Origin of the sequence: Lysobacter enzymogenes (assembly GCF_017355525.1) — a bacterium.
GTDB classification, from domain to species: Bacteria; Pseudomonadota; Gammaproteobacteria; order Xanthomonadales; family Xanthomonadaceae; genus Lysobacter; species Lysobacter enzymogenes_C.
This window is the reverse complement of record NZ_CP067395.1, coordinates 1,813,739-1,834,422: the sequence shown is the minus strand read 5'-3', so window position 1 is coordinate 1,834,422 and position 20,684 is coordinate 1,813,739. Positions and strand designations below refer to the sequence as shown.

The following is a 20,684-nucleotide window of genomic DNA, read 5'->3' as shown; positions in this document are numbered from 1 at the left end:
CTTACTTCGCCGGCTCCAGGGTCATCGTGTACTTCGCCGGCCCCGGCAGGAACGGCGTCGGCCGGCCGTGCACCCAATCGTCGTGCCCCGCGCCCCAGAACGGCGACAGCGGGTGGCCGCTCTGGCCGCCGGGCATGTGCACGATGCCGTCGGCTTCGTGGCCAGGCGAGACCACCATGCGTTCGGACGCGCCGAAGCCCGGCCGCTGCACGCGCGGCATCGCCGCGTCGCCGGGCAACTGGTCCGGCGGCATGCACAACGCCGAACGTGCGAAGCCGGGCAGGGCCGAGGCCAGCGGGTGGCAGATCGAGGCGGTGTTGTGTTCGCCCCAGGTGTGCTTGGCCAGTTGCGCCGCCGCGTCCGCGCCGGGCCGGACCTTGAGTTCGGCCAGCACGTCCTGCGCGGCGTGTTCGAGCAATCCGTCCCACGACTGTTCGTTGCGCGGCAGCAGGTGCGCCGGGCGCTGGGTCAGCAGCGGCCAGACCACGCCTTCGGTCTGCTTGAGGTCGGGCATTTCGAACTGCGCGCCGAGCGCGACCTGGGCCGGCGCGGTCAGGCCGTTGACGATGCGGGTGAACACCGCGCGGCGCCAGTCGCGGACCAGGCGGTAGCTGACCGAGCCGGGCTCGGCGCGGCCTTCCCAACGTTCCGATGCTTTCGCCAGCGCGGCCAGCGCCGGCAGGTCCGGGCGCTTGCCGGCGAGCGCGCCTTCTTGCTGCAGCAGGTCCCACCAGTGCTTGAGGAACAGCGCGCGGTCGTCGAGCTGGATCGCCAGCAGGTCGCGTTCGGTGAAGCGCTGCTTGGCGAACAGGCCGTCGCGGATCTGGCCGGCGCGCGCGCCGAGCACGTAGTCGCCCTGGCCGATGCGCTCGAGTTCCAGGCCGTCGAGCGTGCGCGTGTTCGCGGTCCACAGCCGGCCCGACGGCGGCGCGACCAGGTTCGGCGCGTCGGCGGTCTGGATCGCCCACGGCGGGCAGGTCGGCGTCGGCAGCGGGCCGCCGCCGGCGTCGGCGTTTTCGACCAGCGCCGCGGCCGAGCATGAGCCTTCGCGTTCGGGGATCGGGCCGAGCAGGCGCCAGGCGATCTTGCCGTCGCGGTCGCCGACGACCAGGTTCTGCACCGGCAGCGCGACCGTGCGCGCGACCTGCAGCGCGTCGTCGACCGAGCGCGCGCGCAGCAGGTCGGCCAGGCCCATGTTGAGCGCGCCGGGCAGGTGCGCGCTCCAGCGCAGCGCCAGCGCGCTGCCGTCGGGGTTGTCGTGCAGCAGCGGACCCCAGTCGGTCTCGCGCACGATCATCTTCTCCGGCGCGCGGCCGGCGACGGCGATGGATTCCTCATACGTCTTCAGGCCGGCGCAGGCGTCGGGCTTGGCCAGGCTGGAGCAGCCGGGTTGCAGCGACCAGTCGGCCCAATCGCCGTAGCTGTTGGTGAAGGCCCAGGCGACATGGCCGTTGCTGCCGACCACCAGCGCCGGCAGGCCGGGCAGGGTGAAGCCGGCGGCGTCGGTCTTGCCGTCCGGCGCGCGCGGGTCCGGGTAGCGCAGGCGCGCGCGGAACCAGATGTTCGGCGCGCGCAGGCCCAGGTGCATGTCGTCGGCGACGATGGCGCGGCGGTCGGCGGTGAGGCTGCCGGCGACGGCGAAGTTGTTGCTGCCGATTTCGTCGAGGAACGGCAGCGGCACCAGCGTGCCCGCCGGCGGCGCCGGCAGCTTGCGCAGGTCCAGCGCGTCGGGGCCGGGCAGGGCCGCGTCGCCGAACGGCGCGCCGTACAGCGGCGCGTCCCAGGTGCTGCCGGGATTGGTCAGCAACGCGAACAGCGCCGGCGGCACGTGCGGCTGGATCCGCCACAGGGTCAGTTCGCGCGCGTTGTCGCCGCCTTGCAGGTCGAAGTACATGGCATAGCCGACCAAGGCCGAGTCCGTCACCGTCCACGGCTCGGGATCGCTGCGCAGCAGCAGGTACGGCCACGGCTTGCGCGACAGCGCTTTCAGCCCGGCGTTGACGCCGTCGGCGTACGCCTGCAACAGCGCGGCCTTGTCGCCGGAGAACGCCGGCAGCTGCGCCTCTACCCGCGCGCGCAGGCGGTGCACGCGATGGCGGCGGTCGTAGTCGAGCGCGCGTTCGCCGAACAGCGCCGACAGCTCGCCGGCGGCGGTGCGGCGCAGCAGGTCCATTTCGAAGTAACGCTCCTGGCCGTGGACGTAGCCGAGCGCGCGCATCGCATCGATCTGGCTGGCGGCGTCGATGGTGACCACGCCGATCGCGTCGCGTTCGACCTTGGCCGGCGCCGACAGGCCGCTCAGCGCGGGCGTTCCGTCCAGTTGCGGCAGGCTGCCGCGCAGCAGCCACCAGGCGCCGCCGGCGACGAGCAGGGACAGGCAAAGCAGCGCGAGTACGACGCGCTTGATCCATTTGGCCATGAGGGTCCTCCGTGCCGGCGAGCTTAGCCGATGCGGAAGCGGTGTGGCCTGTGGCTGTAGACCTGTCGTTTCCGGGCAAGCCTTCGAATGCTTTGGGCGAAAAGGAGTCGCCGAGGACTTTTGCGGGAGGGCCTTCAGGCCAGAATGCTCTTGTCTCAGATCGCGGCGATCCAACAGATCGGCGTCGGGCCTGAAGGCCCTTCCACAAAGTCCGCAGGCGTTCCCGCGAAACCCGCGAGCGCGCTCCCACAACCGCATCGAAACCGCAGCGCCTGCCGCCGATTCGACCGGCGGCGCTTGCATCCGGCCCGATCCTCAAGCAGGATCGGCCCATGACCTGTGTCACCGCCACCGCCGGTATCCGCAGCGCCGCCTTCGCCGGCCGCTCGCGCGCAGCCGTGGCCAACCCGCGCGCCAACAACAATAACCGCAATAACGCCAGCCTCCCGCGGGCCGGCGATTAGCGCGCGCAACACACGCTAACTCGCACCGAAGCCCGCGCCGACCAGCGCGGGCTTCTTCGTTTCTGGCTTCCGAAAACTCCCAACCGCCGCTGCAAACCCTCTGGAGATTCCCCGATGTGCTCGATCCTCGGACTGTTCGACCTGCGACCCGGCGCCGACCTGCGCCCGCTCAGGCCCCTGGCGCTGTCGCTGTCGGCGCGGCAGCGCCACCGCGGCCCCGACTGGTCCGGCGTGCACGCCGAACCGCGCGCGATCCTGGTGCACGAGCGCCTGGCCATCGTCGACCCCACCGGCGGCTCGCAGCCGCTGCGTTCGGCCGACGGCGAACTGGCGCTGGCGGTCAACGGCGAGATCTACAACCACCGCGAGCTGGAGCAGCAACTCGCGCGGCCGTACGAGTTCCAGACCAAGTCCGATTGCGAAGTGGTCAACGCGCTGTACCGCGAAGGGCTGGAGCCGGCCGAACTGCTGAACCGGCTCAACGGCATCTTCGCCTTCGCCTTGTGGGACGGCGCGCGCGGCCGTTACCTGATCGCGCGCGACCCGATCGGCGTGTGCCCGCTGTACTGGGGCCACGACGCCGACGGCCGTTTGTGGGTGGCCTCGGAAATGAAGGCGCTGGCGCGGTTGTGCGACGACGTCGCGCCGTTCCCGCCGGGCCACTACTACGACAGCGACGTCGGCGCGCCGGTGAAGTACTACCAGAAGCCGTGGCGCGACTACGACGCGGTGCGCGGCGTGGAAGCCGACAAGCGCGAGCTGCGCGAAGCCTTCGAACGCGCGGTGCACCGGCAGATGATGAGCGACGTGCCCTACGGCGTGCTGCTGTCCGGCGGCCTGGATTCCTCGCTGGTCGCCGCGTGCGCGGCGCGCTTCGCCCGGCGCCGGATCGAGGAGGACGACCAGTCCGAAGCCTGGTGGCCGCGCCTGCATTCCTTCGCCATCGGCCTGAGCGGATCGCCCGACCTGGCCGCGGCCGAAATCGCGGCGCAGGCGCTGGGCACCGTGCACCACGGCTTCACCTACACCTTCGAGGAAGGCCTGGACGCGCTGCCGGACGTGATCGCCCACATCGAGACCTACGACGTCACCACCATCCGCGCGTCCACGCCGATGTTCCTGCTGGCGCGGCGGATCAAGGCGATGGGGGTCAAGATGGTGCTGTCGGGCGAAGGCAGCGACGAAATCTTCGGCGGCTATCTGTACTTCCACAAGGCGCCGAACGCGCGCGAATTCCACGAGGAACTGGTGCGCAAGCTCGACGCGCTGCACAGCTTCGACTGCCTGCGCGCGAACAAGTCGATGATGGCCTGGGGCGTGGAGCCGCGGGTGCCGTTCCTCGACGTGGAGTTCCTCGACGCGGCGATGCGCATCGACGCGCAGGCCAAGATGATCGACAAGGCCGCCGGCAAGATCGAGAAATCGGTGCTGCGCGAAGCCTTCGAAGGCTATCTGCCCGATTCGATCCTGTGGCGGCAGAAGGAGCAGTTCAGCGACGGCGTCGGCTACGGCTGGATCGACGGGCTCAAGGCGCATGCCGAGGCCCACGTCAGCGACCGCGAACTGGCCGCGGCGGCGGTGCGCTTCCCGATCAACACCCCGCAGACCAAGGAAGCGTATTACTACCGAAGCATCTTCGAGCGCCATTTCCCGGGCGATGCCTGCGCCAACACCGTGCCGGGCGGCAAGTCGATCGCCTGTTCCTCGCCGGCGGCGATCGCCTGGGACGCGGCGTTCGCCAACGCGGCCGATCCGTCGGGGCGCGCGGTCGCGGGGGTGCATCAGGCGGCGTTGGCCTGAGCTCTGCGTCGGGGCGCCGCCGCAGCCGGCGGCGCCCGCGCGAATCCCGGCTTACAGGCCGCAACCGTCCCAACTGCGGGTGAAGGTCTTGGTTTCCAGGGCCGCGCTGCCCGGGCACTGCACGGTGACCCGGGCGGTGCCGACCAGCTTGCAGCCGGCGTTCTTGAACACGACCGTGCCGACCTGCGCCGGCTCGTCCGTGTAGCTGTCGTAACCGTCGCGCTCGCGGCTGTCGCTGGTCCAGTTCGGGTGCACGTCGCTGCGGCTGGAGACTTCGGCTTCGACCAGGTAATAGGTCGGATTCGGGAACGAGCCGTGAGCGAACGGGTTGCGTGCGACCCCGGCCTCGCTGCGCACGCCGGCGGTGGTCGCGGTTTCATAGAAGGTGTGCTTCATCTGCGCGCTGTATTTGCCGTTGCACAGCGGCGCGTTCTGCCAGTCGCTCGGCGGCGGCGATGCGAGCGCAACCGACGGCGCGGCGGCCAGGATCGCGAGGAACAGGGGAAGAGTGCGGGTGAGGCGCATGGGAGGTTCCTGGTAGTGATGATCGGCCCGCGCCCGGCCGCCGGCTGCGCGGCGGTCGATCGCGGAACAGGCGCCGCATAGGGCGCGGCGCCACTACCTCACTCGTAAAACCCGGGCCGACCGGCTCAGTCCGCGCCGCTTACTGCGGCAATGGATAACGCCGGCAATCCAGCCACTGCACCCCCGCGCCGCGGGTCTGCCGCAGCACCCACGGCAACGCCACGCGGGCCTTGTCGTGGATGTCGTGGAACAGGATCGTGCCGTGCCGCCACAACAGCATCAGGCTCAGCAAGCGGCCCTGCACTTGGCCGGCGTCGACCTTGGCGTTCCAGTCCTGCGAGTCGATGGTCCACAAGACCACGCGCAGCCCTTGTTCGCGGAAGAATGCGCCGCTGTCGGCGCGGCGCTGGCCGTAGGGCGGACGGAACAGCGGGCGGTACAGCGCGCCGGTCTGTTCGCGCACCAGCGCGCTGCTGCGGATCACCGAGTCCTGCCATTGCGGCCAGCGCGAATGCGATTGGTGTTCCCAGCCGTGCGAGGCCACGCACATGCCGGCGTAGGTCTTGGCCGGCGCTTCGGATTTCATCCGCGGCTGCAATTGCTGGCCGAGCACGAAGAAGGTCGCGTTGAGCTTGTGCTCGCGCAGGGTGCGCAGCAGCGCGTCGGTGTTGCCGCCGGGCGCGCTCGGGCCGTCGTCGAAGGTCAGCAGGAACTGGCGGTCGGGCAGTTCGCTGCCGTCGATTTCCTGCGCCGAGTAGGTGTCGATCTCGCTGCTGGTGCGCGGGAACAGCGCGGCCAGGCGCAGCTGTTCGTCCAGGTAGATGCGGTGGAAGCGTGCCGCGTCGGCGCGCCAGGCCGCATAGGCCGGCGCCGGCGCGGCGTCGAAGCCGGCGGCCAGCGCGCGCAGCGCGGCGGCGTCGCCGGCCGGCGCGCAGAACGGTTCGCGCGGCGCGCAGGCGCGCGAGGCCAGGCGGTAGTTGTCGGCCAGGCGCTGCCACAGGCGCGCGCGGATCTTGTCGACGCTGGCGCGGTCGACCTGCCTGAGCCGCAGGCGCTGGGCCAGGGCCGCGTCGTCGAGCGGTTCCGAGCCGGCCAGCTCGTGGGCGAAGGCGAGGATTTCGGCGCGCGAAGCGCGGTCGAACGCGGCCGGCGTATCGATCGGCTGCGGCCACGCGGCGCGGTCGGCGCTGGCGATCTCGGCCGGGCCGGCGGCGCGCAGCGGCGCGGCGGCGAGCAGCCCGGCGACCAGCAGCGCGCATGCCGCAGCGAGGCCGGCGCCCGCGCGCAGGCGGGCGCCGGGCGCGAGCGCCGGCGTCGCGATGCGCGGCGGCGCGCGATGGCCGGCGTGCGCCGCCGCGGGCGCCGGCCGCGAAGCAACGCTGCGTTGCGCCGGTTCGCTGGATTGCATCGGTTCCATGATCGTCCTTGCGCCTGTTCGATTCGTGCGTTCGCGCGCCGCCGCGGCGTCGGCGGCTTCAGTAGCCGCTGACCCGCTGCAGCGCCTCGTCGTAGCTCTTGTCCGATTTCTCGCGCCGCGCCGCCAGATAGTTCGACATCGCCCGCTCGTACTGACCGTCGAGCTCGTACAGCTTGCCGATGTTGTAGTACGCGCCGGCGCGGATGGTCGCCGCGCCCGCGCCCTTGGCCAGGGCGATGGCGCGGCGCGAGGCCCAGATCGCCTCGGCGGCGCGGCCCTTGCGCACATACGCCAGGCCGAGGTTGCTGAAGGCCAGCGCGTAGTTGGGATTCAACTCAATCGCTTGTTGGTAGGCGGCGATGGCGCCGGGCAGGTCGCCGCTGCGGTACGCCGTCTCGCCGCGTTGGTTGGCCGCGGCCGCGTCCTCGCCGGCGACCGCGGCCGGCGGTGCGGCTTGGCCCGGCGCGCGCGCCAATTCGGCGCCGAGCGCGTCGGCGCCGGCGCGGCTGGCGGCGATGCGGTCGATCTCCTCGAAGCGGCCTTCGCCGTTGATGCGGAACACCGTCCAGACGTTGCCGGCCTGCACCGGCGCCGCGTAGGTGCGCACCAGCGACTGGCCGACGTAGACGTAGACCTTGGCGCCGCTGCGCGCCAGCGCGTCGGCCTCGGGCTGCTGGCGATGGCCGAAGTCGTGCACGGCGTAGGTGTAGGCCGCGCCGGCGCGGCGGCGGGCGATGGTGACGGTCTCGGGGCGGCGACGGTCGGCCGCGTCGAGGTCCAGGCGCGCGTCGGCGCCGCGCGGGCGCTGGAAGTAGACGTGGTTGCCGGGGAAGCTCAGGTGCGCGTCGAGATCGACGCCGGGCGCGTCCCAGCTCAGCACCACGCGCAAGCCGTCGAGGCTGGCCAGCGCCGGGCTCAGCGCGTAGCGGCGGTCGCTGCACGGGCATTGCGCCAGCAACTCGGCGTAGCCGGGCTTGCGGATGCTCAGGCGCGCGGCCGGATCGGCCAAGGCGGCCGGATCGAGCCCGGCGCGGCCTTGCGCGTCGCTGCTCGCGGCCAGCGTCGGCAGGCCGTCGCGGCGCAGCTCCACGCTCGCGCCTTCGATGCGCTGGTCGGCGACGGTGGCGCTGAGCACGACGACCGCACCGTCGCCGGGTTCGGCCGCGCAGGCCGAGCCCGGCGCGAGGCAGGCCAAAGCGGCGGCCGCCGCGAGGGTGCGGCGCAGCGGGGAAAATCGAAGGGAGAGGGCGGTGCGCGGGCGCATCGCGCGGATGATAAAGCAAGGCCGCGCGCGGCCGCGCCTGCGCATCGCCGTGCGCCCGCGCCTGCTAGGCTGTGGCCCCGGCGTCGCGGCCGGCCGTGCGGACCGATGTGTCCGAACCGCGACCTACGAATCAGGCTTCAATGAACCAGGCGCCGGCGGCGCGGTAAGGGAGAGTGCGATGGCGGCCGAAGCGCAAGGCGGCAGCGAGTTGGTCAACGTGGTGGTGCTGTTGGCGGCCGGCGTGATCGCGGTTCCGATCTTCAAGCGCATCGGCCTGGGCTCGGTGCTGGGCTATCTCGCCGCGGGCCTGTTGATCGGCCCGTTCGGGCTCGGCTTCTTCGCCGACCCGCAGGCGATCCTGCACGTGGCCGAGCTCGGCGTGGTGATGTTCTTGTTCATCATCGGCCTGGAAATGCGGCCTTCGCACCTGTGGAGCCTGCGCCGCGAGATCTTCGGCCTCGGCACCGCGCAGATCGCGCTGTGCTCGACCGCGATGACCGGGGTCGGCCTGCTGTTCGGCTTCCCGCCGGTGGTCGCCTTCATCGGCGCGATGGGCTTCGTGCTGACCTCGACCGCCATCGTCATGCAGATCCTCGGCGAACGCGGCGACCTGGCGCTGCCGCGCGGCCAGCGCATCGTCTCGATCCTGCTGTTCGAAGACCTGCTGATCGTGCCGCTGCTGGCGCTGGTGGCGCTGATGGCGCCGCCCGATCCCACCGCCGCCGCCGCCGCGCACTCGCGCTGGGCCGACGTCGGCATCGCCCTGGCCTCGCTGGCGGCGCTGATCGGCGCGGGCGTGTGGCTGCTCAATCCGATGTTCCGCATCCTCGCCGCGGCCAAGGCGCGCGAGGTGATGACTGCGGCGGCGCTGCTGGTGGTGCTCGGCGCAGCGCTGCTGATGCAGGTCGGCGGCCTGTCGATGGCGATGGGCGCGTTCCTGGCCGGCGTGCTGCTGTCGGAATCGAGCTTCCGCCACCAACTCGAAGCCGACGTCGAACCGTTCCGCGGCATCCTGCTCGGCCTGTTCTTCCTCAGCGTCGGCATGTCCCTGGACCTGAAGGTGGTCGCGGCGAACTGGCCGCTGATCGTCGGCGGCGTGCTCGCGCTGATGCTGGTCAAGGCGCTGTGCATCTACATCGTCGCGCGGCTGCTGAAGTCCTGCCACACCGAATCGCTGGACCGCGCGGTGCTGATGGCGCAGGGCGGCGAGTTCGCCTTCGTGCTGTTCTCCGCGGCGGTCAACGCGCGCCTGATCCAGGCCGAGGTCGGCGCCAACCTCACCGCCATCGTGGTGCTGTCGATGGTGCTGACGCCGCTGGCGATCATCGCCCTGCGCAAGCTTTCGCCGAAGACCGCGCTGTCGCTGGAAGGCGTGGACGAACCCAACGGCCTCAGCGGCAGCGTGCTGCTGATCGGCTTCGGCCGCTTCGGCCAGGTGGTGTCGCAGTCGCTGCTGGCGCGCGGGGTCGAGGTCGCGATCATCGACACCGACGTGGAGATGATCGAAAGCGCGCAGACCTTCGGCTTCAAGGTGTACTACGGCGACGGCACCCGCCTGGACGTGCTGCACGCCTCCGGCGCGGCGACCGCGCAACTGATCGCGATCTGCATCGACGACCGCGCCGCGGCGACCACCACCGCCCAGCTGATCCGCCACGAGTTCCCGCAGGCGCGGGTGCTGGCGCGCAGCTTCGACCGCGAGCACGCGTTGGAGCTGGTCCACGCCGGCGTCGACCTGCAGGTGCGCGAGACCTTCGAATCGGCGATGCGCTTCGGCGAGGCGGCGCTGATCGAGCTCGGGGTGACGGCCGACGACGCGGCCGAAGTCGTCGCCGAGATCCGCCGCCGCGACGCCGAGCGCTTCGAGCTGGAACTGGTCGACGGCGTGCGCGCGGGCGTGTCGCTGCTGTACGGCAACATGCAGCAGACGCCGCTGATCGCGCCGAAGCCGCGCCAGGCCAGGCCCGAGAACGAAGAAGAACACGTGCCGGGCATTTCCGCGTGAGCCGCGTGCGGCCGGGAGGCGACGGGCGATGAATTTCAGCGTCTGGAACGTGTTGTTGCCGCTGGCGTTCGTGGCCGGGCTGATCGTGCTGGGACGCGTCGTTCCGTCGCTGATGCGGCTGATCGACAAAGCCGTCGTCGCGCGCGTGCCGGCCCGCAGCGGCGAGCGCCTCAGCGTTCCCGCCGGCCGTTACGACCTGTGCGTGGAGGGGCGCACCTTCAGCGCCGATTTCCTCGGCGTGCGCTACGCGCTGCACGACGCCGGCGGCGCGCCGGTCGTGGTGCACCGCAAAGTGCTCAGCCGCACCAAGACCAGCGGCATGGACGGCTCGACCCGGATTTCCACCGGCTGGTTCGAGCTCGCGTGCGATGGCGAGCTGAGCCTGAGCGTGGAAGGCATGTCGGCCGAGGCGCAGCAGCGCGCATGGATCGTGGTGCAGCGGCCGGTCGGCGCGGGCATCGCGGTGCGGGTGGTCGCGTTGGTGTTGGGCGGGATCGCGACCATCGGCGGCATCGTCGGCAGCGTGCTGGTCTGGTTGCCTAAATAGACTGCGGCCGGCGCCGCTCAGCGGGTCGGGCAAGCGGGCGGCCAGCTGCGGTCTGCGCCGGGCTTGAGGTCGATCACGAAGAACTCGCCGGAGCGCTCGCCGTCGGCCTGCGCGAACAGCAGCCGGTCGCCGCGCGGCGACAGCAGCGGGCCGACCTGGAACACGTCTGCGCGCGCGGCGATCTGGCCGAGCTCGCGCCAGCGGCCGCGTTCCAGCCGATAGCGGTACAGATGCGAGCGCACGCCGCGGTCGGCGACCGCGATCAGCTCGCGCCCGTCGCGCGACATTTCCGCTTCGTATTCGTTGGCCGCGCTGCTGACCGGCGCGCCGAGGTTGCGCACCCGCCAACGGCCGTCGGCTTGCGGCTCGGCGCGATACACATCGCCCTGGCCGAGCCCGCCCGCGCGCGCCGAACCGAACAGCAGGCCGCCGCCCGGCAGCGTGCGCGGCAGCAGTTCCGAGGCCGGCGAATTGACCGGCGCCGGCAGCCGCACCGGCGCGCCCCAGCCGCCGTCGGCGCCGCGCTCGACGTAGTAGATGTCGAGGTCCTCGCCTTTGGGATCGTGGCGCGCGGAGACGAAATACAGGCGCCGGCCGTCGGCGCTTACGAACGGATCGGCATCGAGTCCGGGCCGCGCGGCGGCGAAGGCGGGCGGCTGCGGCGGCGACCAGCCGGCATCGGTGCAGCGCGACTGCAGGATCCGCCAGTGGGCGAAGTTGCGGTCGCTGCGCATGAAGTAGAGCTCGCGGCCGTCGGGCGAGAACGTCGGCGAGGATTCGTATTGATTGCTGGCGATGCCGGCCGGCGCCCAGCGCTGCGCCTCCGCCGGCGCAGTGGCGGGTTCGCGCGTATATGCCAGCGCGCAGGCGCTGGCGCACGCGGCCGCGAGCATCGCCGTCGGCAGCCAACGCGCGGGTGATTCGGCCGGGATGGGCGTGCGCAAGCGTTGGAGCAGGCGAAGCATCGGCGTCTCCGGCAACGGTGGCGGTCGCAGCAGCGGTCGTTCGCGGCGGTGGGCGTTCGAAGCTGCGGCGGGTCGAAGCCGCGGCTGGTCGAGTGGCGGCTGGTCGAAGCGGCGAGTCGCGGCGCGCGCGCCGCGACGGTTCAATGCTTGTGGCGCGCGCTGAAGCGCTTGGCCTTGGCGACGTTGCCGCAGGTCGCCATGTCGCACCAGCGCCGCCGGCCGCTCTTGGACGTATCGACGAACACCCAGCCGCAATCGCGGCCGTCGCACACGCGCAGCCGGTCGAGGCGCGCGTCCCTGAGCAACTCGATGGCGTAGGCGGTGACCGTGTGCGCGACCAGGTCCAGCCCGGAGCCTTCGACCGACCACTGCGTTTGCAGGCGTCCGCCGCGCGACACCAGCCGCGCCGCGCGCGACGCGGCCAGACGCGCCTGATCCAGCGTCTCCAGCTCGGCGTCCGCCGGCTCCGCGCCGGCGGCCAGCGCATACAGCGCCGCGCACAAGGCCTCGCGCAATTGCTTGCAGCGAGCCAACGCCGCGGCGGCCTTGACCGGCGCGGCCTGCGCCTGAGCCGCGAGCGCTTCGGCGTCTTGGTCGGCCAACAGCGATGCCTTGCGCGCCCAGCGCAGCAGGGCGGGGTAGTCGTCGAGCCAGTCGCGCGGCTGGGTGTCGCGCGCGGTCACGGTATTGACCAGGTCCAGCGCGGGATCGCCGCCGACCAGGTCCATATCGCGGAATTCGTGGTGTTCCAGCCGCATGCGTAGCCCTTCGGATTGCCGAGGGCAGGCTAGGCCAAATCCACCTAACCTGCAATAACGCGATAAAGGGTTTGCGACGAACGGTCCCTGGCCCCTGCAGGAGCGACGCGAGTCGCGACTGCGTCCTCTCCCGTTCGCGCCGTCACCCCGATGCCGCGCTCACGATCCACACCGTCGCGCAAAAGCAAAACGCCGGCCATCGCACAAGGCGACAGCCGGCGTTTGCGAAAACCAAACGCTTACGGATTGAAATACTGCGACACGCTCGAATAGATATCGGCGAAGCGCGAGTAGTAATCCGGATCGCGCGGCGCGCTGCAGTACGACAGCCCGCCGTACAGGCCGCCGCGCAGCTGGTAGCCGCCGCTGCTGGTCACGGTGAACAGGCCCGAGCCCGAGGAGCCGCCTTCGGTCACGCCGGTGTTCCAGACCACGCGGTACAGCGGCGACTTGCCGTCGATCGAGGTCGACAGGCCGGTCACCGAACCCAGCGAGTACTTCTTCACGTCGCCGGCCGGATGGTGGATGCCTTCGATGGCGGTGCCGGTCGCGGCGATCGCCGCGCTCGACCAGCCGGCGTACACGGCGCCCGCCGGCGGCGCGGTCTTGAGTTCCAGCAGCGAAGTGTCGCGGGTGGTGTTGGCGTGGCGCAGGAACGCGCCGCCGCTCAGCGTGGTGTAGGCCGGATTGACGACGCTGCCGTTGCAGGTGGTGGCGTCGTAGAACCAGTAGGTCTGCAGGGTGTTGGCGACGGTCTGGGTGCTGATGCAGTGCGCGGCGGTCCAGAACAACCGCTTCTTCGGCGAGAAGTTGTTGTTGAGCAGGGTGCCGGTGCACAGGTAGGTGCCGCCGGAGGTCGTGAAGGTCATGCGCGCCACCGACTTGGCGATGGAGACGAAGCCCGACGGCGGGCTGGTGCGGCAGACGATGTCGCGCTCGCACGAATCGCTCTCGCCGATCTTGGCCTGGATCTGGCGCTCGCTCGCGGCCGGGCTGATGTCCAGGTGCGAAAGCTGCGGCAGCTTCAGCGACAGCGACTTGGCGCTGACGCCCTTGGGCAGCACCAGTTCGACGGTCAGGGTGTCGCCTTCGACCACCGGCGACCAGCCCAGTTCGTTGCCGGCGAAGTCGGCGCCGCTCTGGGCGAACACGCGGCCGTCGCTGCCGGCGAAGTGCAGCGTCGCCGACTTGGCGCCGGCGCCGCGCAGCGACAGGCCCGCGCGCAGCGCGACCGCGCCGGACGAGGACACTTCGAAGCGCGCGGCGCGGCCGCCGTCGGCGAGCGGCTGCCATGCCAGGGTGTTCAGGTCCACCGCGCTGCGCGCGATGTTGCGGGCGAAGCCAATTTCCAGCGGCTGGCCGTGCTTGTCCTGGGCGACGCGGCGGTCTTTCAGCGCGGACGCGTCCAGGCTGGTCGGCTGGCCCAGGCTGACCACGCGCGGCACGCTGGCCTTGGCGCTGGACGCGAATTCGGCAGCGCCCATGGCGCCGGCCGAGGGCGCGCCGACGACCGGCGCCGAATCCATTTCGGCGACCGGCGATTTGGCGGAAGCAACAGAGCAAACAGCGGACAGCCCGGCGACGAGCGCCAGGCACAGCGCATTCTTGCGGATCATCGTGCGTTTCCTTGTCGGAGTGGCAATGGGAGGCGGCATCGCGCCGCGGCGCCCGCGTCGATGCGGACGACTGCAACCTAAGCCGCGCACGGCGGGCGTTTTGTGCGGTCGGGCGGGCTTCTCGGAAGAGCCGCAAGTACAAGCCGTTGCATGCGAAACCGTCGCGGGCAAGCGCGGATGCGATCACAAATGCGCGGATCGGTACGCGATGCGCGCGAAGCGCCGATCGGCGCGCGCGGATGCGCCGCGTCGCAGTTCGCGGCCGCGCATCGCGAGAGTGCGTTCGCGCGATGCGGGCTTGCGTCGCGCGGGTCGGCGCGGCCGGTTCGGTGGATGCCGATCGCGCCGGCGGCGGTTGCCGCATGCGCGCCGCGAGCGGCGGCCAGCGCCCCTGCGCACCGCGAGCGGCCGCGCCGTGCCGTCCAGACGCCGCTTTCATGGCGATGTGAGACCATAACGGTCATGACCAAAAAAACGACTAAGAACAACAAGACCGGAAACACCGGCTCCTCCGCCTCCACCGCCGCCCCGGCCGGCAAGAAAGGCGGCCGCAAGGCCCCGGCGCCGCGCCCGGCCTGGCTGCCCGACAACCTCCAGCACGGCCCGGCCAAGGGCCCGCGCGGCAAGGCCAAGCCCGCGCCGGCCGGCGCTGCTCCCCGCTCCGGATCGCCCGGCGCCCCCGGCAAGCCGTCCGCGGCCGCCGCAGCGGCGGTTGCGGCGGCCTACCAGGACCCGCACGCCGAGCGCGAAGCCGCCCGCTACGCCCAGCCCATCGCCAGCCGCGAGCTGATCCTGCAGACCCTCAGCGGCGCCGACGGCCCGATGCGCGCCGAGGAACTCGGCCATCGCCTGGAACTGACCGACCCCGACCGCGCCGACGCGCTCGGCAAGCGCCTGGCGGCGATGCTGCGCGACGGCCAACTGCTGCTGAACCGCAAGGGCGAATTCGCCCCGGCCGCGCAGATGGACCTGATCCCGGGCGTGGTCATCGCCAATCCCGACGGCTTCGGCTTCCTGCGCCCGGAATCCGGCGGCGGCGACGACCTGTTCCTGCCGCCGTTCGAAATGCGCAAGGCCATGCACGGCGACCGCGTGCTCGCCAGCGTCACCGGCGTCGACCGCCGCGGCCGCCGCGAAGGCGCGATCGTGGAAGTGCTCGAACGCCGGCTCAACCGTTTGATCGGCCGCTTCACCCTCGAGCAGGGCATCAGCTACGTGGTGCCCGACGACCGCCGCATCCAGCGCAACGTGCAGATTCCGCCGGACGCGCGCATGGACGCGCAGAACGGCCAGTTGGTGGTCTGCGAGCTGGTGCAGGCGCCGGACCACCACCGCCCGCCGATCGGCCGGGTGCTGGCGGTGCTCGGCGAAAAGCTCACCGCGTCGCTGGCGGTGCAGGCCGCGATCCACGGCCACGAAATTCCCGATGTGTTCCCGCAAGAGGTGCTCGACGAAGCCTCGGCGGTGCCGCTGACGGTGCCCGCAGCGGTCGCCGCGCAGCGCGTCGACCTGCGCGCGATGCCGCTGGTGACCATCGACGGCGAAGACGCCAAGGACTTCGACGACGCGGTCTATTGCGAGAGCAACCGCAAAGGCTTCCGCCTCGTCGTCGCGATCGCCGACGTCTCGCATTACGTCCGTCCCGGCACGCCGCTGGACGACGAAGCGCAGAAGCGCGCGACCTCGGTCTACTTCCCCGGCTTCGTCGTGCCGATGCTGCCGGAGACGCTGTCCAACGGCATTTGTTCGCTGAACCCGAAGGTCGACCGCCTGTGTTTCGTCTGCGACATGCAGATCGATCACCACGGCGAGGTGACCGGTTCGAAGTTCTACGAAGCGGTGATGAATTCGCATGCGCGCCTGACCTACACCACGGTCTGGAACGCGGTCGGCGACGTGCCCGAAGAAGCCAAGGCCGAAGCGCTGGCGCAGATCGGTTCGCTGCTGCCGAACATCCAGCGCCTGCACCAGCTGTTCCAGGTGCTGGTCAAGGCGCGCCAGCAGCGCGGCGCGATCGAGTTCGAATCCAGCGAGGTGCGTTTCGTCATCGGCAAGGACGGCGAGGTCGTGCAGGCCGGCATGCTCCAGCGCAACGACGCGCACAAGCTGATCGAGGAATGCATGATCGCGGCGAACGTCGAGGCCGCGAAGTACCTCATGGAGCAGCAGGTTCCGGCGCCGTACCGCGACCACGAGCGGCCGCCGGAGCAGAAGTACGCCGACCTGCAGGAGTTCCTCAAGGAATTCAAGCTGCGCATGCCGGCCTGGAACCAGGTCGAGCCGCGCGACTTCACCCACCTGCTGAAGAAGATCCGCGACCGGCCCGACGCGGCTTTGCTGGAATCGGTGCTGCTGCGCAGCCAGAGCCTGGCGGTGTATTCGCCGGAGAACACCGGCCACTTCGGCCTGGCGCTGCACGCCTACGCCCACTTCACTTCGCCGATCCGGCGCTATCCCGACCTGCTGGTGCACCGCGCGATCAAGCACGCGCTCAGCGGCGCCAAACCGTCGGCGTACCTGTACTCGCCGAGGCAGATGGCGGCGCTGGCGCTGCAATGCTCCGAACGCGAGCGCCGCGCCGACGAGGCCGAGCGCGAGGTCGACGAGCGCTACCGTGCGGCATGGATGGAACAGCACGTCGGCGGCCAGTTCGACGGCGTCATCAGCGGCGTCACCAGCTTCGGCCTGTTCATCGAACTCGACGGTTCCAAGGTCAACGGACTGGTCCACGTGACCCAGCTGCCGCACGACTATTACCACTTCGACCCGATCCGCAAGACCTTGTCGGGCGAACGCACCGGCCGCGAATACCGGCTCGGCGACAAGGTGCGCATCGTCGTGCTCAAGGCCAGCGTCGAGGACCGCAAGATCGACTTCAAGCTGGTCGACGAGGAGCGCGGCGCCAAGCCGCTGCCGCCGCGCGGCCAACCGGCCAAGCGGACCAAACAAAAGTACTGACGCGGCCCCGGTAGCCCCCTGTAGGAGCGGCGCGAGCCGCGACCAACCGAAAAGATTGACGTCAGTGCAGTAGCCGAAGCCCAGACAATCGGCGGACTGCTGCCGTAGCCCGCTTGCTCGGGCTCCGGCGGGAGTTGTGGTATCGATCGCTTCGGTTGGTCGCGGCTCGCGCCGCTCCTACAGGGGCGGTCGGGGCTTCGGCGGCCCCATGGCGTAGAATTCCCGCCCCACGCCTCACCGGGCCACCCAGCCCACACGGACCACCCATGAGCCAGAAACAATGGATCGCCGGCATCAACGCCGTCTCCGCCTCGATCGAGCACGACGCCGCCAACGTGCGCGAAGTGCTGATCGAAGCCGGCGCCAAGAACCCGCGCCTGACCGAGATCGAGACCGCCGCGCGCCGCGCCGACATCGACGTGCGCCGGGTCGCGAGCCAGGCGCTGGAAGGCGTGGTCGGCAACTTGCGCCACCAGGGCGTGGTCGCGCGCTACGCCGCGGCCAAGACCTGGAGCGAGAACGAACTCGAAGGCCTGATCGAGGCCGCCGAAGGCCGCGCCCTGGTGCTGATCCTCGACGGCGTGCAGGACCCGCACAACCTCGGCGCCTGCCTGCGCAGCGCGGCCGCGGCCGGCGCGACCGCGGTCATCATCCCCAAGGACAAGGCGGTGCAGGTCAACGCCACCGTGCGCAAGACCTCGGCCGGCGCCGCCGACAGCGTGCCGGTGATCCCGGTGACCAACCTGGCCCGCGCCCTGCGCGACCTGCAGAAGCTCGGCGTGTGGATCTACGGCCTGGCCGGCGAGGCCGAGACCTCGCTTTACGCGCTGGACCTGCGCGGCAACGTCGCGCTGGCGCTCGGCGGCGAAGCCGACGGCCTGCGCCGGCTGACCCGCGAGACCTGCGACCAACTGGTCAAGATTCCGATGCCCGGCGGCGATGCGGCCGGCGGCGTGGAAAGCCTGAACGTGTCGGTCGCGGCCGGCGTGACCTTGTTCGAAGCGGTGCGTCAGCGCGGCTGAGCGGGGCGCGGCTGTTTGGCCGCAACGCGTCGGGACTTCAGTCGCGACGCGTTCCGCTCCGACACAGCGATCCCACGCTGCTGTGAAGCCGCAAAGACCTATGTAACCCCCGGCTGACCCCGAGACCCGCGCCACGGCCCCAGCGCCGACCGCGCCGATATAATTCGCCGCGACCGACCCGGGACGGCCCGGGTCCGCGCAGCCCGATCCGCTTCTCGACGGCGCGCGTTACACGCGGGGACGGCCCCATCGATCATGGGAGCTGCATCATGCCTTGGGTTCTTCTCGTCTTCGCCGGCCTGTTCGAAATCGGCTGGGCCATCGGCCTCAAATACACTGAAGGCTTCACCCGCCTGTGGCCGTCGGTCGGCACCGTCGTGTCGATGGTCATCAGCGTCGGCCTGCTCGGTCTGGCGATGAAGTCGCTGCCGGTCGGCACGGCTTACGCGATCTGGGTCGGCATCGGCGCGGTCGGCACCGTCATCCTCGGCATGGTCTTGTTCAACGAACCGGCCACTGCGCTGCGCATCGCCAGCATCGTGCTGATCGTCGCCGGACTGGTCGGCCTCAAACTGGCCTGAGCCGCTGGCGGCTTCGCCCGCGCGCCGGCATCATCGCTACCCGCGGCGCCGCACTGCGGCGCCGCGCTCGTTTCCAGGGAAGAAACCGCCATGCCGATCCGCGAACGCCAAGCCGCCGACCATCCGCAGCTGCTCGAACTGTGGGAGCGCTCGGTGCGCGCCACCCACGACTTCCTCAGCGAAGCCGACATCGCCGAGCTGCGCCCGCAAGTGCGCGACATTTACTTCGATGCGGTCGACATCTGGATCTACGAAGACGCCGAAGGCCTGGCCGGTTTCATCGGCCTGGCCGACGCGCAGGTGGAAATGCTGTTTCTGGAGCCCGCGCGCCGCGGCCAGGGCATCGGCACGCGCCTGCTCGACCACGCGCGCGGCCTGCGCGGCGCGCTGACGGTCGACGTCAACGAGCACAACCCGCAGGCGCACGGCTTCTACCGGCGCTACGGCTTCCTCGACACCGGCCGCTCGCCGCTGGACGGGCAGGGCCGTCCGTTTCCGCTGATCCACATGGCGCTGCCGCGCGACGCGTCCGGCTGAGCCGACGCGCGCGCCTCACTCCAGCGCGTTGACCAGCAACTCGTCGAAGCGCCGGGCGATGTCGGCGATGGTCTGCGCCTTGTCCTGGCCGTTGATGATCCGCCGCGCTTCTTCGTAGTTCGGCAACTGCCCCGGCTTGAAGTAGTTGTCGAGCTTCTTGCCGGTGAACCAGCCCTGCTTCATGCCCTGCATGGCGATGGCGTAGGCGATCTCGGGTTTCTTCGCGTCGTCGGGCTTGTTGAGCAGGTCCACGCCGAGGAACTTGCCGGCGCGGTCGTAGTTGGTGCGCCCGGTCAGCTGCACATAGCCGCGGCCGTGGAAGCGCGCGCCGTCGCCGCGCTTGGTGTTGCCGAGCGCCTTGCCGATGCGGGTGTCGGGGCCGTACAGCTTTTCGAAGCGCTCGTCGCTGCCGAACTCGTCGATCGGCCGCAGCGTGTGCGCGGTTTCCCACTTGAACGTCGCCAGGCAATACGCGATCTGGTAGCGGTGCACCGGATTGGCGCTGAAGCTGGCGTCCTGCTCGATCCGGCCGATCAGAAAACGCAGCGCCTGGGCGAGATCGTCGCGCAGCGGGCCGAAGCGTTTGCGGTAGCCGTCGAGAAACTGTTCGTCGTCGAAAGCGAACATCCTGTCCTCCCATCCGTGGATCGCGGCGATGGCGCCGCGCGCAGCGGGGGCCGCGCATTCCATCGAACGGGGGCGCCCGTGGCGGGCGGCCAGGGCGGGGATGTTGCGTGGGCGCAACATTCCTGCGGAGCTGTCATTCCAGCCGGTAGCGCTCCAGCGCGCCGCGCGCGGCGACGGCGTATTGCCGGCGGGCGCAGTCCAATTGCCCGGGATAAGCTTCCGAGGCGGACAGGGCGTGCGCCCACTGTTCCAGCCGGCCGCGGCCGAGCAGGCTGCGCAGGGCTGCGACGAAGGCGTGGCGATTGTCCGGGTCGATGAAGGACGGCGTGTCCTGGCCGGGCACGCGCACGCAGGCCTCGCGCTTGATCGTATGGCTGTTTTCCCAAACCGCCAGACTCGATTCGCGTGCGCTGTGGGGATTCCATTCGCCCAACTCGTCCGGATCCAGTTCGTCCGGATACGCCCCCTCCAGGATCATCGGCGCGGCCGCATGCAGACACACCACCCAGGCCGCGCGCCAATGCGGATCGTCGATCGCCAGCGCCGAGGCCAGCCAGCCTTGCAACTGCGCCGGCTCCAGCAGCTTCAGCGCCAGCGCGCAGGACGCGGCGAAGGTCTGATCGGGTTCGATCGTGTCGCCGTCGATCGTGCCGACGCGGAACGGCCGGCACCACGCCTCCTCGCGCATGCGGCCTGCGTGCCAGAGCGACGAGGCGAACATCGCGCGGCCGAGCGTGTCGAGCAGATCGCGCGGCACTTGCGGCGGCAGCCGCGGGAACGCCGGCTGGGCCAGATTCATCAGCGTCGCGGTGACCAAGGCCGGATGCAGATGCCGCGCGGAATAGGCATCGAGCGCCGGATCGAGCAGCTCCAGCGACCGCGGCAGCAGGAACGCGCACCACAACTGCCATTCGCGCCGCGGGCCGAAACAGGAAATGCCGGAAGAGATTTCGAACAATGCCGTGCGCAAGTCCATCTCGGGCCATTGCCGCGGATCGTCGTGCATCAGCGAGAAGAAGCGGCCGCGATGCTCGCCCATGAACCAGGCTTCGCCCACCGCCTGCTTCGGCAATCGGGTCAGCGCGCGCAAGCGCTGCAACGCGCGCGGGTCCGGACCCGCGCCCGGCGCCCAGAAATAGGGGAGAGAAGTCGAAGCCTCGATCACGACTGCGTCCCTGC

Annotated in this window: 18 protein-coding genes; 9 read left to right on the top strand and 9 right to left on the bottom strand. The window is 70.7% G+C overall.

All coding sequences use genetic code 11. From position 1 onward, the window contains the following. Position 1: 1 nt before the first annotated feature. Positions 2 to 2,419 carry a penicillin acylase family protein gene (locus tag JHW38_RS07525; RefSeq protein WP_207525354.1) on the bottom strand — a complete coding sequence of 806 codons (2,418 nt, stop codon included), beginning with the start codon at positions 2,417 to 2,419 and terminating at the stop codon, positions 2 to 4. Between the two features lie 87 nt (positions 2,420 to 2,506). Here JHW38_RS07525 and JHW38_RS25895 point away from each other — a divergent pair, with 87 nt between their 5' ends. The 3 genes from JHW38_RS25895 (at position 2,507) to asnB (ending at position 4,683) form a co-directional block, all read left to right on the top strand. After that, a complete protein-coding gene (locus JHW38_RS25895) occupies positions 2,507 to 2,755 on the top strand; it encodes a DUF6053 domain-containing protein (protein WP_428995289.1) in 249 nt (82 codons plus the stop codon). Further along, positions 2,752 to 2,883 carry a hypothetical protein gene (locus JHW38_RS25680; RefSeq protein ID WP_278249807.1) on the top strand — a complete coding sequence of 44 codons (132 nt, stop codon included), beginning with the start codon at positions 2,752 to 2,754 and terminating at the stop codon, positions 2,881 to 2,883. The genes JHW38_RS25895 and JHW38_RS25680 overlap by 4 nt, the downstream gene beginning before the upstream one ends. Positions 2,884 to 2,997: 114 nt before the next feature. After that, positions 2,998 to 4,683, top strand: a complete 1,686-nt coding sequence (gene asnB / locus JHW38_RS07520; protein WP_207525353.1) for an asparagine synthase B — start codon at positions 2,998 to 3,000, stop codon at positions 4,681 to 4,683. A gap of 51 nt (positions 4,684 to 4,734) precedes the next feature. Here asnB and JHW38_RS07515 read toward each other — a convergent pair whose 3' ends face one another. The 3 genes from JHW38_RS07515 to JHW38_RS07505 form a co-directional block, all read right to left on the bottom strand. Beyond that, a complete protein-coding gene (locus JHW38_RS07515; RefSeq protein ID WP_207525352.1) occupies positions 4,735 to 5,208 on the bottom strand; it encodes a hypothetical protein in 474 nt (157 codons plus the stop codon). 139 nt (positions 5,209 to 5,347) lie between these two features. Further along, the gene (locus JHW38_RS07510; protein WP_207525351.1) at positions 5,348 to 6,625 is read right to left on the bottom strand and encodes a polysaccharide deacetylase family protein; all 1,278 of its coding nucleotides are present in this window, start codon (positions 6,623 to 6,625) and stop codon (positions 5,348 to 5,350) included. Positions 6,626 to 6,683: 58 nt separating this feature from the next. Further along, entirely contained in the window at positions 6,684 to 7,889 is a 1,206-nt protein-coding gene (locus JHW38_RS07505; protein WP_207525350.1) for a YfaP family protein, read from the bottom strand. A 178-nt stretch (positions 7,890 to 8,067) separates the two neighbouring features. On the opposite strand from JHW38_RS07505, the gene JHW38_RS07500 reads away from it, so the two are divergent. Together JHW38_RS07500 and JHW38_RS07495 are read left to right on the top strand one after the other, a co-directional pair. Continuing rightward, the gene (locus JHW38_RS07500; RefSeq protein WP_207525349.1) at positions 8,068 to 9,894 is read left to right on the top strand and encodes a monovalent cation:proton antiporter-2 (CPA2) family protein; all 1,827 of its coding nucleotides are present in this window, start codon (positions 8,068 to 8,070) and stop codon (positions 9,892 to 9,894) included. A 28-nt stretch (positions 9,895 to 9,922) separates the two neighbouring features. Next, positions 9,923 to 10,441 (top strand): hypothetical protein, encoded by a 519-nt coding sequence (locus tag JHW38_RS07495; protein ID WP_207525348.1) that lies wholly within the window; start codon positions 9,923 to 9,925, stop codon positions 10,439 to 10,441. A 17-nt stretch (positions 10,442 to 10,458) separates the two neighbouring features. Here the strand turns inward: JHW38_RS07495 and JHW38_RS07490 are convergent, their stop codons facing one another. From JHW38_RS07490 to JHW38_RS07480, 3 genes are all read right to left on the bottom strand, one after another. Beyond that, positions 10,459 to 11,406 (bottom strand): PD40 domain-containing protein, encoded by a 948-nt coding sequence (locus tag JHW38_RS07490; RefSeq protein WP_207525347.1) that lies wholly within the window; start codon positions 11,404 to 11,406, stop codon positions 10,459 to 10,461. Between the two features lie 140 nt (positions 11,407 to 11,546). Further along, positions 11,547 to 12,164: a CGNR zinc finger domain-containing protein gene (locus JHW38_RS07485; protein ID WP_207525346.1), complete on the bottom strand. Its 618-nt coding sequence runs from the start codon at positions 12,162 to 12,164 to the stop codon at positions 11,547 to 11,549. 239 nt (positions 12,165 to 12,403) lie between these two features. Next, on the bottom strand, positions 12,404 to 13,780 hold the full coding sequence (locus JHW38_RS07480) for a trypsin-like serine peptidase (RefSeq protein ID WP_207525345.1): 1,377 nt from the start codon (positions 13,778 to 13,780) through the stop codon (positions 12,404 to 12,406). Positions 13,781 to 14,242: 462 nt separating this feature from the next. Between JHW38_RS07480 and rnr the strand changes: the two genes are divergently transcribed. The 4 genes from rnr to JHW38_RS07460 all read left to right on the top strand — a co-directional run bounded on the left by rnr (position 14,243) and on the right by JHW38_RS07460 (position 18,878). After that, positions 14,243 to 16,738, top strand: a complete 2,496-nt coding sequence (gene rnr / locus JHW38_RS07475; protein ID WP_207525344.1) for a ribonuclease R — start codon at positions 14,243 to 14,245, stop codon at positions 16,736 to 16,738. Positions 16,739 to 17,004: 266 nt separating this feature from the next. Continuing rightward, the gene (gene rlmB / locus JHW38_RS07470; RefSeq protein ID WP_207525343.1) at positions 17,005 to 17,760 is read left to right on the top strand and encodes a 23S rRNA (guanosine(2251)-2'-O)-methyltransferase RlmB; all 756 of its coding nucleotides are present in this window, start codon (positions 17,005 to 17,007) and stop codon (positions 17,758 to 17,760) included. Positions 17,761 to 18,029: 269 nt separating this feature from the next. Then, positions 18,030 to 18,341, top strand: a complete 312-nt coding sequence (gene sugE / locus JHW38_RS07465; RefSeq protein WP_207525342.1) for a quaternary ammonium compound efflux SMR transporter SugE — start codon at positions 18,030 to 18,032, stop codon at positions 18,339 to 18,341. 90 nt (positions 18,342 to 18,431) lie between these two features. After that, positions 18,432 to 18,878, top strand: coding sequence for a GNAT family N-acetyltransferase (locus tag JHW38_RS07460; protein WP_207525341.1), 447 nt, complete (start codon positions 18,432 to 18,434; stop codon positions 18,876 to 18,878). A gap of 15 nt (positions 18,879 to 18,893) precedes the next feature. Here JHW38_RS07460 and JHW38_RS07455 read toward each other — a convergent pair whose 3' ends face one another. Further along, positions 18,894 to 19,505, bottom strand: a complete 612-nt coding sequence (locus tag JHW38_RS07455; RefSeq protein WP_207525340.1) for a glycoside hydrolase family 19 protein — start codon at positions 19,503 to 19,505, stop codon at positions 18,894 to 18,896. Between the two features lie 133 nt (positions 19,506 to 19,638). Beyond that, positions 19,639 to 20,670 carry a hypothetical protein gene (locus tag JHW38_RS07450; RefSeq protein WP_207525339.1) on the bottom strand — a complete coding sequence of 344 codons (1,032 nt, stop codon included), beginning with the start codon at positions 20,668 to 20,670 and terminating at the stop codon, positions 19,639 to 19,641. Positions 20,671 to 20,684 lie beyond the last annotated feature (14 nt).